The organism is Nostoc sp. (assembly GCF_036916735.1).
Taxonomy (GTDB): domain Bacteria; phylum Cyanobacteriota; class Cyanobacteriia; order Cyanobacteriales; family Nostocaceae; genus Nostoc.
In genome coordinates this window covers 94,040-107,760 of the sequence record NZ_JBALFV010000040.1, presented here as the reverse complement: position 1 = coordinate 107,760, position 13,721 = coordinate 94,040, and the positions used below count along the sequence as shown (strand labels likewise).

The following is a 13,721-nucleotide window of genomic DNA, read 5'->3' as shown; positions in this document are numbered from 1 at the left end:
CCCCAACAGCCTGACCCTATTTTGTTAGCTCAAATTTTTGCCAAGCTTACTTCTTTAGGACGGATTCATGCCGTTTCCACAGACTTTAGCCCCTCATAAATTGGCTAAGGTATTATTAAAAGTGCTCCCAATGTATCGGGGACTAAGGGGGATCTAGGTTTCAGGCTTCAGTGCGTAAGTCCTATATACATTGTTGAACTTATTACAAAAAAGGAGTTAGGACTGCGATCAACAGCTCTAACTCCCCATCCTCTACAATTATTATCATTCCTCTTGACTAAGGATTTTATTTTTTGGAAATCCCTTATCACCCAGTCCCTTGAAAACATGGATAATGATAAGGCTTTTAGTTACAGCGTTTAGATGGGTAGGCAGTGTTTTAGGTGTTAAACTCTAGACTCTTTGTACAGCAAGGCTTGTGAAGCTCTTTTAATCCACTTGATAGTAAAACTCTCGACACAGAAAATTGGGTTGGCTACCATCCTTGAACTTGTGAAACGCAGCAATGACCCACAAGCCTTTGTTCATGTTCGCTGCTAACAAGGATTCTACTGAATTGACATCGAATTTTGCACTGAAAGCTTTCTCATTGATATTATCTACAAACGGTGTCACCTCAGTCTCACCCCAATCTTTGAGAGATTCAGCACCATAAGCGTGCATAATAATTTGCTCATTGTGCTTGGTTAAGATAAATTTCTCGATCCATTTAGTCTTTGTGTTCGAGTTTATCCAGGTTCCTAAAAAAGGCGTGAAATCGATCGCATTGTCCTGGGGCTGGTTCCCGTAAATTTCGTTTCGCTCCATCTTGAAATCTTCCTCTTGTGACTAACGATGATAAAACTCACGGGCAAAATGATCGGTTCGACCACTACCATCTACATAACGGGTATATGACTGGATGACTAAGATTCCCAACTTTTGGTTTGCCACCAGATGTGTCTCAACCCCGTCTAACTTGTAAAAAGCGTGGAATCCTGCTGCTATAAGTGAAGTTCCCGCAGCGTAAGGCACTGCTTCAACCTTACCCCAGTCAATTGGATTGGGTTCGTTGGCTCCATAACCCTGAAACGTCAGGCGACCGTCTTGCTCAGTCAGAACTACCCGCACCAAATACTTAGTATCCGATTTAGTATTGATCCAGTCACCGACTAAAGGTGAGAGTTCTATCGGCTCCTTGGTACTAGGGCGTTGGTCAGCCTGCATATAGTGTGCGTATTGAGTTGTTTGTGTCACTAGTTAACTCTCTAATCAATAAATTGCAGCATTTTAATAATAAATATAAACTACTTCTTAGCGTACATATAGCTGAAATAATATTTTCTTAATCAATTAAATTGATCTAACCAAACTAAATAGCGATTAGCAGAGAAAAAATTATTTTATAAATACAATATTTTATAATTTTGTAGCTTTTTTTTACCAATCTTTTTTCTGCGATAATCAATAATTAAAAGCTATTTTAAAATTGTTAAAACCAGATTATTTAAGTAATTATCATTTCACTTTTTTGTTAAGATAGATGTGACAAATACATAGCTCTATTTTTAGCGAAGGTATTGATTAATCTGTTTAGTTTTTCAATACTCGGCTGATGTGTGTACTTGGGCTTTTCTACTTTTGGGCGGCTCTAGTGCTATTTGCATCTGGAAAGTGATTATATCATCATTTTCCCAATAAGGTTTGGCATCTGGAGACTCCAGAAGTTGTCTTAATTTTGGAGGTAAATTGCTCAGATATCCTGGAACATAATTCTGTAAAAAATCGGCAGGGTTGAAAGCAATATCTATTTTAACGATGCGATCGCCAGCTTTCATTTCAGATATTTGTTCGCCTGATGTTAAACATGAATAGAGACGGTGCAAGTCCAACAAATACCTGTGCGATCGCCAATTTTGCCAAAATTTTTGTAGGCTCTTATTTTGGCAAAGGTATTGCTTAACACTTATTTTTTCTTCTGTCTCCTGCCCTCTGATAGAGCCGCCCGAAGGGCAGATAACTTTGACTACTTTCATTATTTTTCAAATGTTCTAAATAAACAGCAATGAAGATCATAATTCTGCTACACCTTTGTTAAGAAAGGTTACAAGACTCTTAACACAAGGAAATATTTTTTATGGTAGTTTCACTTGAGAAGAATGTACCACATCAGGTTGTAATCATTGGTGGAGGCTTTGGTGGACTGTATACAGCAAAGACTCTCAAGAAAGCGAATGTCAATGTTACTCTCATCGATAAACGTAACTTTCACCTATTTCAGCCGCTTTTATATCAAGTTGCGACAGGGACGCTATCACCTGCTGACATTTCCTCACCATTGCGATCTATATTCCGCAAAAGCAAGAATACACATGTGTTCTTGGGAGAGGTAAATGATATCGATCCAGAAACCCAAGAAGTTATTTTAGGTGATAGAACAATACCCTACGATACATTAGTTGTTGCCACAGGTGCTAACCATTTCTATTATGGTCACGATAACTGGAGACCATTGGCTCCTGGCTTAAAAACTGTTGAAGATGCGGTAGAAATGCGTCGCCGGATATTTTCGGCATTTGAAGCAGCAGAAAAAGAAACCGATCCGGAACTACGCCGTGCTTGGTTGACCTTTGTAATTGTCGGTGGTGGCCCTACAGGTGTAGAATTAGCGGGTGCGATCGCAGAGTTGGCACATAAAACTCTCAAAGAAGATTTCCGCAATATCGATACTTCAGAAACTAAGATTTTGTTATTGCAAGGAGGCGAGTACATCCTCCCTCATATGGCATCACAGTTATCAGAAGTAGGAAAAGTATCCTTGCAAAAGTTGGGTGTGGTAGTCAACACAAAAACCAGGGTGACGAATATTGAAAATGATATCGTTACTTTCAAGCAAGGCGAGGAAGTTGAAGAAATTGCCTCAAAAACTATATTATGGGCAGCAGGTGTGAAAGGTTCCGCTATGGGGCAAGTTTTAGCAAACCGCACAGGTGTAGAGTGTGATCGCTCTGGACGTGTGATTGTAGAACCAGACTTGACGATTAAAGGTTATAAAAATATCTTTGTCATCGGAGATTTAGGCAACTTCTCTTATCAAGATGGAAAACCCTTACCTGGTGTTGCACCCGTAGCCAAACAAGAAGGAGAGTATGTAGCTAAACTCATTCAAAAACGCCTTAAAGGTCAAATACTACCACAATTTCGTTACAATGACGTAGGTAGTTTGGCAATGATTGGCAAAAATTTAGCTGTTGTAGATTTAAGCTTCATTAAACTCCAAGGTTTCCTTGCTTGGATATTTTGGTTAGTCGTTCATATCTACTTCTTAATCGAGTTTGATACTAAATTAGTAGTAGTATTTCAGTGGGCGTGGAATTATATTACTCGTAATCGTCGCTCTAGATTGATTACAGGTCGAGAAGCTTTGGAAGAAGCAAAAACTGTTAACAACAGCACTGATTTGGCAACTAAAATTGCTAACCCTCCCACTCAATTAACACCTCATTCACAATTGCAATCTTACACCACGGATATCGAGGTAGCAACTTCCTGATTAACATCAGCAAAACAAAGTCATCATGAAGATAACCTTTGCTCTCAATACCTGTAAATTGGTTTTCTCTTGAGATGTTAAGCGTGTTAATTCAATTGTTCCACTTGACTTGAAGATTTATTTTCAACGACAGGTGCAGCAGAATAATTGCCTTCGGTAAAAGACGCGCAAGGAACAAGACAGTCTTCCCGCACTACTCAAAGAAACTAATAAGCTGTTACGCATTTAAATCGTATATTTACTCATGTACCCCTCTGGGGAAGCAAGCTAGCAAGAGCGTCTCCTTCAGGAGAGGGTTGTGATTAGTCATTTACTGAGCGACTTGTACCGACTTGTACTGAGCGTAGTCGAAGTAAGCCACTTGAAGGAGAAAAACTCAAGGCACTAGAGATAGCGCGATCGCTACTGGATTTATTAGATCAAGAAACAATCGCCCAGAAAACGGGTTTAACTGTCGCACAAGTCCGACAACTGAAGTAGTGAGAAGCGATCGCCTAAAAGTATATGAAGAACAAGTTACTCTAATCCACTAAACCAGGTTTCTAAATCTGCGAACGCCTGAAAATCTAACAATGCTTCTCCAAGATTTTCCAATTGTTCAATAGAGAGAGGTACAATCCTTGATTGTACCTCTTGGGATAATTCTCCCACGCGGCGAGTTAGCAGTCGGAGAATGAGCGATCGTTCTCCTTGTTGTCGTCCGTGTTGTTCTCCTCTTTGTTCCCCTTCGGCAAGGATTTGTTGATAAATCACTGACTCGCGCATCATACTCTCCCAAAATAAATTTCTAATCAAGTCCTTTTTGTATTTTAATCCCGCTAAGATTTGGGTATAAGCGGAAATTTCCGCTCGTTGTTCTGGCTGTATTTGATTGACTCGTTTTACAACTTGCTGCAATAAAGCTTGGGATTGGGTGGTTGCTGCTAGCGGTGCTAGTTGCTTAGGTACTTTCCAAAGGATTGTAAATGGCTCTGGTTCTGGTTGTTGTGGGCTATTGTGATTAGCTTCCGCCCACAGTTCCCGCTCCTCTTTCTCTGTCAGCGTGACGGTCATAATTACTACGAATTAAGATTAATGACATATATTTTCAATAATTTTACCGCGATCGCTTGACTTTACTCTGACTCTTGAGTTCTTTTTTTGATAAATCATGTATTCATAAGATTTAAGAGAAATAAAGTTTTTGGATAGTGGTCAGTGGTGAACCAATACTCAAGATTAATTCACAATGCTGGCGATAGCGATCGTGTGAGCGTCTGCTCTGCAAAAGCGCTGACCTGTCGGTTCGCAATCTGGGATAAACGCACTTAATCCTTATTCTTTCATTCCGTATTTTTTCTAACTGTTTTGAAAATAAGCGAACCAATTTTAAAAACACCTTCAAACTAGTTACTCGTTTTTTCATTATTAGTACTGTTTAGTTATTAACCCAAAAATATTGCTAAGTAATACTCGTATGAAAGACCAAATACTAAGAATTGATTAACCCTAAGCCAACCTAAAATTACCCGAATTAATATCATTAATGGGTAAGCTAATACATTTGTTTTCTACTGAGAAAAAGTGAGACAATCCTTAATGAGCGATCTATTGCTAGACAAAGATGTAAATATTTTAGTAATTGGGGCGGGAGTAAGTGGTCTGACAACCGCTATATGTTTGAGAGAGGCCGGTTTTGGTGTTGTGATTGTTGCAGATCGTTTTGCTCCAGATTTAACCTCTGTTGTAGCAGGTGCATTGTGGGAATGGCCACCAGCAGTCTGTGGTCGTCATGGATCTCCTAGATCCCTGGAACGCTCTAAAGAGTGGTGTATGACTACTTATAATAAATTCAAAAAAATATACGCAGAGTTTGGTTCAGAAAAAACAGGAATTTATTTAAGGGATGCGTATTTCTATTTTAAGGATGTTTTAGAAAATCGACCTACTGAACTTCGCAAAATGAATGAGTTGAAGGATAAAGTTGATGGATTTGAAAGAGGCTTACAGATTGTCAAACAAACAATTGATTTAAATTTTCAAGGAGGTATAAAAGATGCTTATAAACACATGGCTCCGATGACAAACACTGATGTTTATATGAAGTGGTTACTTCAATACGTAAAGGATATTGGATGTAAGATTATCCATGATAAAATCACTGTCAATGTGGTTGAAAATGAACAAGAATTACTTCGTCGTTTTAATGCAAGGGCAATTGTTAATTGTACTGGACTAGGTTCGATCACAACTACAGGAGATACTTCCATGTATCCCTTGAGAGGCGCACTTGTCAGGGTTAAGAATTTAGGGAAAGTTGTGACGGAGGCTCATTGTATTTCCCACGAAGAATCTTCTTCCAGTGAGCAAGACATCGTTTACATAGTTCCTAAAGGGGATGATTTAGTAGTTTTGGGAGGATTAACACAGCAAGACCAATGGGATACCAACTTATCTCTTGAGGTTCCAATTATCCGACAGATGTATGATGGCTGTTTGGAGTTTCTACAGGAATTAAGAGAACTCCCACTAGATGAGAAAGAGCCTGTTAGGACTGGTTTACGACCATTAACAGAGGAAAATGTTTGTGTAGAAAGGGTTTTAAATACACACGTATTTTATAATTATGGACATGGAGGGTCAGGAGTAACTCTGTCATGGGGATGTGCACAAGAAATTCTCCAGTTAATACAAAAAATGCTCCATGAGGAGTCAAATCCAGCTGCCTTGGATAGTAGTAAGATAGATAGCAATAAGCAGACTATTTTTGTGCTGCATGATATGCTTCCCTACGAAACTGATTTTAAGCATATCCAATCGGATAATAGAAATCTGGTTTTACTCTGTAGTAGACGAGGACTTAGTAAGGTTGTATCCTCCCAGTATCAGTACTTGGATCTTGTGCAGATAGTAGAACCTTATAATTTGCAAAATCTGATTCAAACCTATCAACAGATTCAAACTGATTATAAACTTTTGGATAACAATCGGATTGTTACCAATGATGAGTATTCAGTGTTGTTAGCTGCACAGTTGCGTGAGGCTTTAAATTTGGAAGGCGATCGCCCAGCAACGATCCGCCAGTTTACCGATAAAAGTTACCTCAAATCTGCCCTGAAAAATTCCCTAATTCGAGTGCCAAAGTATCTAATTTTTGCTCAAGACCAATACCGTAAAGACCCAGTTTCATACTTAAATTTTGTTCAACAAGAACTAGGTAATCACATCTTTATCAAACCAGTTACGGGAGCCGGAAGTGAAAAAACTAAAAGAATTCATACTATTGATGAGTTGAAAGCCTGGTGTGACAGCAATGTAAATTCATCTCAAGAATTTGAATTCAATGAATTCATTAAAGGTAAACTATACAATACAAGTCTTGTCATGAAAAATGGTCAACCTTGTTATTTTGCTGCTTGCAAACACTATCGACCGAATGATGAGTTTATTTATGGCGCTCGACTCGGCAATATTGTTGTTAGAGAAGAAGATCCAGAATTTCAAAAACTTTGGCAATTCTCAAATGATACGTTACAAAGTTTAGAACACGGTTACCCCCAAAATGGTGTAATCAATATTGATTTCTTCTTACAAAAAGGTAGTGAAGAACCAATTCTGATGGAAGTGGCTGCACGCAGTCCTGGAGAGCTTGTATCGAGAATGTTTGACATATATCAGGAGGTACGTTTAAACGAGTTACATCTCCAATTACAGATTGGTGATTCCCCTGACATTGTTCTCAAGGACAAGAATGAGTGGAAGTACAGTGCTTACTCGATTCATCCCAAGCAAGACGGTGTTGTTACAACAATTGAAAAGCCAATTTTCGAAAGTGATGTGAAAGTTTATTGGCATATTTATTTGGAAGAGAAACTGAATGAATCGCAAAGTATGATGGATGTTGCCATTGCCATTATTTTGAGCCATCATGACTTTTCAATTCTTCAACGGGATTATGAGGTAGCCAATTCTACCAATTTCTACAATACTAAGAAAACGTGAGTTCGATGAGTTAAAGTCAGTAGACGGCGAATATCATACGCGAATCATCTTTCCCTTTCCACATCCTGTTTGTGCCTAAATTGCGGGACTTAGTAAGAAATATAGAGATGGTGGGCATGGGGCATCGGCACGACCTTAAACGGACAAAGAGCGATTGTAAAACGACGAAGAGTAGCAAGTTGCTGTGAACCGTCAAGTGTTTTCCTGTGGCTGAAGCCTGGTGAGTATGTCAATGAGCTGATGCCGATCTAATTCCAGAAACTCAGCGTTCCACTCCAGAGGTATTTCAAGGAACTTATTTCCGATTGTGATGCAACTATCTAGAAATGGTGTTTCTACTCCAGCTAGGCGAGCTAAAACTTGTAGGGGAAAACAGCCATAAGGCAGATCTTCAACTAAATAGCGGTGATGAGGGTTATACAGCGTCGTACTGGAGTAAGCTCCAACCTGCTGCATGTGTTCATATAGGGACGATGCCGTGGTTCCGTATGCAATTTGATAGTGGCTTTTGATATCAATTAAGTTAGGCACTTGCAGTGCTTTACCTACTGCTAGGCGATCGCGATCCAGGTGGTCAATAAGTCCAACAGTACGAGGGCCAAGGTTATGATAAGGGTTGTAATCCTCACCAGATTCCCATCTAGCTAATGAAGTTAGAAGCAGGGGAAGGTGGATAATGTCATTAACTTTATTGAGATTAATTTCTAAAACCGAGCCAGCAGCGCATAAATTACTAAAGACAGCTTGGTAAGCGCTCACAATCCGACTTGTCATGGTTTGGTTCTGAGCCGCCACAAAAAACTTGTTGGTAAGCGTGCTAATCTTAACTCGATCCTCCATATTACCGCGACTGACGAACGGAGTATTGTTGACATCAGCTACAACAGGCAACTGTTCCTTAGCTATTCCCAATCTCTGGAGTTCCTGACAAAAAACCCGACCTGCAAAGCGACTAGCACAGAAAACCAAAACGTTCATTTGAGGATTGACATATTCAGCTAAAATCTTGGCGTAGGGTTCGATGTCTTGACCGCGACAACATATCAATACGTTGAGTGGTAGCTTACCACCATTTAGTGCCGCCAACTCATAAATGTTGTTGGAACAAGCTGCAACTCGATAACTTCCGGGAGAAACCGATCCAATTGAGTGAATGGTTCTTGTCTGGGCAACAATAGAAGAACGTCGAGAGAAAAGGTAAACACTATATCCTTGAGTACTCAAATAGACAGCTGTTGCTAAACCAATGTGTCCTCTGCCTACAACCAGGTAGCTATTTTGTAGCATTATCCGAAAACCATAAAAAGGAATACCTTAAATTCACTACTTGCATAAAAATTTCGTCTGGGCGTTGCTGAATTCAAGTATGAATTGTGCGTAGTCGAACTTGTCGTAGATATCGCTTTAAAGTTGCAAGCGTTGTATGCTGACAGGTGGTTAACATACAAGCACAGATACAACGGATACGTAGCACAAAAATATTTAGGCTTAAAATCGTTAATATATAAAATCAGAAAAACTTTTATATCGACAATATCTTTCCCAATTTAGGAGTATTGACATCAAGCAAACCTTGTTTTTGCTAAAAGGCAAACCCTTAATTTTACAGGCGAAAGTGAAATGCTTAAACTGTGGAGAAACAGCAATTAGACTGAATGTACCAGAAGTGCTTCAGCGCAAAAACCATTGCTTCACCTTGGGAGTAGTAAGAGTGATCGCTCTCATTTAAAAGTTACAGGTTGCTAAACAAACTGACCAGAATGGTTAATAAAACCTTGACTGGCTGCATTAACTATTACATAAGCTAGTCCATCTGTAAAATGTGACACTCCGTTAAATTTTGGTTCAATAACTCTCAAACCAGTTCTATTGATATAGCCCCATTTACCTTTGATTTGGACAGCCGCTAAACCTTCATAAAAGGGTTTTGCTTTTTGGATTTTAGGATCAGGGGGAATAGCAATCTTTTCTTGCATATCAATATAACCACATCCATATCCATTATAATTTGTTGTTTGATTAGTTAACTCTAAACGTACTGGTAATAATCCTTCTGTAACTCCCTTGACAATACTTTTAAAATCAGTACCACAAGTCAAGCTTAGTTGATTTTTTATCACCTTTCCGGTCTGATCAATTAACATATAGTCGTTATACTTATTTGTAGTAACTATAGCTCTGTTCATGGCAAAGTCAGTTCCTTCCTTATATTCAAAGGATTCAAAGGGAACCGATAATTTTCCTGAGTGATCGATATACCCTACCAATGCTTCATAATCTGCTCCAACTTTGACAAATGCCAAGCCATCAGAAAAACTTCTAACACCATCAAACTTTGGCTCAATAGCTATCTCTCCTTTAGTATTAATAAAGCCCCATTTCCTTTTAACTATTACAGGAGCTAATCCATCCTTGAAGCCACCAACAAAGCTCCAATTTGGTTTGGGTTCAATTACCACGTTTCCCTGCTGATCAATAAAGATAGGTAATCCTTCTTCTAAAGAAACTAATGCTAGTTTGTCTGAAAACGGTTGAACACGAGTATATTTTGGCTGAATTACAAACTCACCTTTATGATTGATAAAACCCCAACGTTCTTCAACCTTTACAGCCGCCAAGCCATCAGAAAAAGGTTGTGCTTCTAGAAACTGTTGTTTAATAACTACTTGACCAGCTTCATTGATAAAGCCGATACCATCATTGGTGCTGATAATGGAAAACTTCACAGGCTCAGAAGAAATTTATGGAGGAATATATCCACTTCCAGCGCACCCAGATATGAAGATGAGATGACTGATGAGAAACAAAGTTCCAATTTTGCCTTTTTTCAGACTCATTTCTCTGTTTTCAAATTTCCGCGTGTATCATACAGCAGATTACCATATTAAGAAATTTGGTCATTTCTAGTTATAGCGGTTTTGGCTTTAGACAAAACCGGGGTGGGGTAACGCGGATCGTGACGGTCAGCCAGAGGAGTGAATATCACATCTTGACAAGGGTTTCACATTAAGTTGACACCAATGGGCAATGCCGTGTCCCTAATTCAAACGAGAATTGCTATAAGCACACTATATTGTAAAAAAATTCAAGGGAAAACTTTTTATTTTTTAGCAATTATTTTGGCTACATGTATGATATACTTGCTGAAAAAGGATAAAAACATAGTACCAAACTAACAAAAAGTCAGAAATTACTTGACTTACCGTAAAAACAAAATCTGATAAGTATATTAACAATATGTACCCAAAATTACAAAAGCACTAACAGGACTTGCAGTATAAAAGACGCATATTATAAGACCCTTGCTATTACTTAGACAGTAAAATGTGTCTGTTACGGCTTTTTGTAAGAGAGATACAGCCTCATGAAGCAAGATAGAAATATTTGCAATAACCTAAAGCCAATTAGAAATCGTCTGGGCATGAGTCAGCAAGACCTGGCTAATATGGTTGGTGTTACCCGTCAGGCTATTGCTGCTGTAGAAACAGGACAATGTGCGCCTTCTGTTACTATTTGTTTACGTTTAGCTAAAGCACTTGGTTGCCAAGTAGAAGACTTATTCTGGCTAGAAGAGGAAGATTTACCCAAAATTGAGGCAATTCTTGCCGGATCAACCTCTAATATACAGCGATCGCAAGTTAGTCTAGCGCGAATTGGAGATCGATGGATAGCTTATCCCCTATTAGGCAGAGATGCTTTTCGCCTTGAAATGATTCCATCTGATGGTGAGCTAGTCGCAGTCAGCCATCCCATTGCAGGAAGTGGCGTTAGCGACGTAGCGGAAAGTCCGAGCAAAGGAAACCGACCATCAGAACTTTCCAACACAGGAGCATCAACTGTAAGGGTAGACAGGTTCTCCGTTCGGCTTCTAGATGATATAGACAAACTACACAATACAGTTGTGATTGCTGGTTGTACACCTGTGCTTTCACTTTTAGCAAGAGCAACTGAACGTTGGCATCCACAGCTACGAGTTCATTATCGTTTTGCCCACAGCATGGCTGCATTGCATAGTCTAGAACGAGGTGAGGTACATATTGCAGGGATGCACTTATACGATCCCCAAACTGGGGAACATAATATTCCCTTTGTGCGAAAAGTATTAACAGGTAAGGATGCCGTCTTGATTACTCTTGGAATTTGGCAAGAAGGATTGTTAGTCCCACCAGGAAACCCAATGAAAATTAAAACAGTTTCCGACTTAGTAGAATTTGGAGCGACTGTTGTCACCCATGAAGTGGGTTCTGGCAATCGGATGCTTTTAGAACGCAAACTCCAAGAAGAACGAGTGCCATTCGATGTTGTGAAAAGATTTGATCGTATTGTTCACAACCATCAAGATGTTGCTTTATCTATAGTTTCAGGAATCGCTGATGCAGGTATTAGTACGGCATCCATAGCTGCTACCTTTGGTTTAGGATTTATCCCTCTTCATAGTGCGCGATACGACTTGGTAATTCTCAAAGAATACTTAGAAGAAGCACCAGTAGAGCAGTTTCTCAATATCTTAGGAAATCGGCTAGTGCGATCGCAATTACAAATTCTCGGCGGTTATGACATCAGCAAGACTGGGGAAGTTGTAGCAAATATTTAGAGTCGAATGGCACTAAGAAAAGCTATTAGCTATACTCTGTAAGAATTACAGCAATTCACCCATGAAACGATGGATGAGTGCGATGTGCTTTTAGGGGATAGAGCTTTTTGTTTACGCAGATATGTTTACTATCAAAAATCTTAACTGTGATGCCGTATTCCGTAAACATCAATCTCGAATAACAACTATGCGAAAAGGTAAAATTGTTGAAGATTGCGACAAATTAGTTACTTGGTATAAACCTAAAACTTGTCCAAAAGGATTGAATAAAGATGAATTTAATGCTCTACCTCCTTCCATAGTTCCTGAACGTCCCGCACGCACTGAACCACGAGTTACCAAACGCCGCCCCAAACCATACCCCAGATTGACCAAATCCCGGCAAGAATTACCTAAACAATTGCAGACTGCTTAATTGATCAGCGTTTTTGCTTTTCTTAGTCCCATTTGTAATACACCCATTGGTATCCAGGAATTGCACGACAAGAGTGAAGGTTGGCAGCTTGCAAAAGAGACTTAACAGGAAAAGTCAGATTGCAGGATAACCTAGATTTGAATCTGGATTTATGGATGTAATTACAAACCAACTAATTCACGAGATTCTAAATCAGAGAGTTGTTGAGCGATCGCGAATCTTGCCTCTAACTTAGCTACGCTAAACTGGTTACGCAGATATTCTAAATGAGCGATGGCATTTGCTTTCTCAACAGTTAATCGAATTTGGGTGTCTATTGCTTTTTGATATTCCTGATTCACAAGCAGCACTTCAAAGCGACGAGCCTTGCGTTGAGCATCATTTTTCAAATCCATCTCAAATGCGGCGACACGATCCGCATTGCCTTCAAATCGGTTAATTTGGTGCTGCACTGCCATCAACTGAGAGTCTATTTCATTAGCCCGTTGGGCAGCTTGTGCGATTGCAGCTGGATAATGACTCAGTTGCATCATTTAATAATTTTCCTCTCAGGTCAAATATACTCATGATTCTGTTAGCCGTCAGACTGAAGTCTGCGGCTACATGAAGTAAGCCTGCTTATGCAGGCATTATTTTCTGCTAAACTTTGCACTTTAGCTCAAGCCGCTTCCCGCAGTTGTGGTTGTGACGGCACACTCACTTCTGGAAATGAAAGCGAGAGTTGTTCGGCTTGAGGGACTGCGGCTTGCTCCAAAACTTGAACTTCGATATTTACGCTCACTAAATAACTGCCTGTATCAGCACCAACCGCTTCAGCAATTAATTTGGCAATGTCTGGGCGTTTGGCAGTCAACGGGTCACGTAAAATACACCGATCCCATTCATGCTTGGCAGTCGGATTGAGGTTGAGAATGTAATGCTTCATCATCGAACTAACCCTTGAATCCATCTTCCAGAAGGTTTTCACACAGCCGTTATATATTTGGCTCGGCTTTGTAAATGCTATCTATATTATAGTATATTTGTACTAAATTGGTCATATCTGAGTGAGACAGTAGGAAATATAGACCAATACGCTTGGGTTAAGGGGAATCGGAGGTTGGATTGAGGAACGTAGACCCAAAGGGACTTCCCGCAGGTTAACCCAACATTTTAAATGGTTTGTTGGGTTTTACTTAGTTCAACCCAACCTACGCAGT

Annotated in this window: 12 protein-coding genes; 4 read left to right on the top strand and 8 right to left on the bottom strand. The window is 39.6% G+C overall.

Annotated elements, in window-relative coordinates; all coding sequences use genetic code 11:
* Nucleotides 1-429: 429 nt before the first annotated feature.
* From V7L20_RS09900 to V7L20_RS09890, 3 genes are all read right to left on the bottom strand, one after another.
* Complete coding sequence (locus tag V7L20_RS09900; RefSeq protein WP_334743902.1) at nucleotides 430-807, bottom strand: hypothetical protein; 378 nt, start codon at nucleotides 805-807, stop codon at nucleotides 430-432.
* 21 nt (nucleotides 808-828) lie between these two features.
* Nucleotides 829-1,236 (bottom strand): hypothetical protein, encoded by a 408-nt coding sequence (locus V7L20_RS09895; RefSeq protein ID WP_334743901.1) that lies wholly within the window; start codon nucleotides 1,234-1,236, stop codon nucleotides 829-831.
* A 344-nt stretch (nucleotides 1,237-1,580) separates the two neighbouring features.
* Complete coding sequence (locus V7L20_RS09890) at nucleotides 1,581-2,015, bottom strand: hypothetical protein (protein ID WP_334743900.1); 435 nt, start codon at nucleotides 2,013-2,015, stop codon at nucleotides 1,581-1,583.
* 101 nt (nucleotides 2,016-2,116) lie between these two features.
* Here V7L20_RS09890 and V7L20_RS09885 point away from each other — a divergent pair, with 101 nt between their 5' ends.
* Nucleotides 2,117-3,532 carry an NAD(P)/FAD-dependent oxidoreductase gene (locus V7L20_RS09885; protein WP_334743899.1) on the top strand — a complete coding sequence of 472 codons (1,416 nt, stop codon included), beginning with the start codon at nucleotides 2,117-2,119 and terminating at the stop codon, nucleotides 3,530-3,532.
* A gap of 516 nt (nucleotides 3,533-4,048) precedes the next feature.
* On the opposite strand, the gene V7L20_RS09880 is transcribed toward V7L20_RS09885, so the two are convergent.
* Nucleotides 4,049-4,585 (bottom strand): DUF4351 domain-containing protein, encoded by a 537-nt coding sequence (locus tag V7L20_RS09880; protein ID WP_442943521.1) that lies wholly within the window; start codon nucleotides 4,583-4,585, stop codon nucleotides 4,049-4,051.
* 525 nt (nucleotides 4,586-5,110) lie between these two features.
* Between V7L20_RS09880 and V7L20_RS09875 the strand changes: the two genes are divergently transcribed.
* Complete coding sequence (locus V7L20_RS09875) at nucleotides 5,111-7,513, top strand: FAD-dependent oxidoreductase (RefSeq protein ID WP_334743898.1); 2,403 nt, start codon at nucleotides 5,111-5,113, stop codon at nucleotides 7,511-7,513.
* Between the two features lie 192 nt (nucleotides 7,514-7,705).
* Here the strand turns inward: V7L20_RS09875 and V7L20_RS09870 are convergent, their stop codons facing one another.
* Both V7L20_RS09870 and V7L20_RS09865 read right to left on the bottom strand, forming a co-directional pair.
* Nucleotides 7,706-8,800, bottom strand: a complete 1,095-nt coding sequence (locus V7L20_RS09870) for an NAD/NADP octopine/nopaline dehydrogenase family protein (RefSeq protein WP_334743897.1) — start codon at nucleotides 8,798-8,800, stop codon at nucleotides 7,706-7,708.
* A 455-nt stretch (nucleotides 8,801-9,255) separates the two neighbouring features.
* Nucleotides 9,256-10,239 (bottom strand): WG repeat-containing protein, encoded by a 984-nt coding sequence (locus V7L20_RS09865; protein ID WP_334743896.1) that lies wholly within the window; start codon nucleotides 10,237-10,239, stop codon nucleotides 9,256-9,258.
* 638 nt (nucleotides 10,240-10,877) lie between these two features.
* Between V7L20_RS09865 and V7L20_RS09860 the strand changes: the two genes are divergently transcribed.
* Both V7L20_RS09860 and V7L20_RS09855 read left to right on the top strand, forming a co-directional pair.
* Complete coding sequence (locus V7L20_RS09860) at nucleotides 10,878-12,107, top strand: substrate-binding domain-containing protein (protein ID WP_334743895.1); 1,230 nt, start codon at nucleotides 10,878-10,880, stop codon at nucleotides 12,105-12,107.
* A 121-nt stretch (nucleotides 12,108-12,228) separates the two neighbouring features.
* The gene (locus V7L20_RS09855) at nucleotides 12,229-12,522 is read left to right on the top strand and encodes a hypothetical protein (RefSeq protein WP_334743911.1); all 294 of its coding nucleotides are present in this window, start codon (nucleotides 12,229-12,231) and stop codon (nucleotides 12,520-12,522) included.
* Between the two features lie 161 nt (nucleotides 12,523-12,683).
* On the opposite strand, the gene V7L20_RS09850 is transcribed toward V7L20_RS09855, so the two are convergent.
* Nucleotides 12,684-13,055, bottom strand: coding sequence for a hypothetical protein (locus tag V7L20_RS09850; RefSeq protein ID WP_334743894.1), 372 nt, complete (start codon nucleotides 13,053-13,055; stop codon nucleotides 12,684-12,686).
* Nucleotides 13,056-13,180: 125 nt separating this feature from the next.
* On the bottom strand, nucleotides 13,181-13,450 hold the full coding sequence (locus tag V7L20_RS09845; protein ID WP_100900343.1) for a hypothetical protein: 270 nt from the start codon (nucleotides 13,448-13,450) through the stop codon (nucleotides 13,181-13,183).
* Nucleotides 13,451-13,721 lie beyond the last annotated feature (271 nt).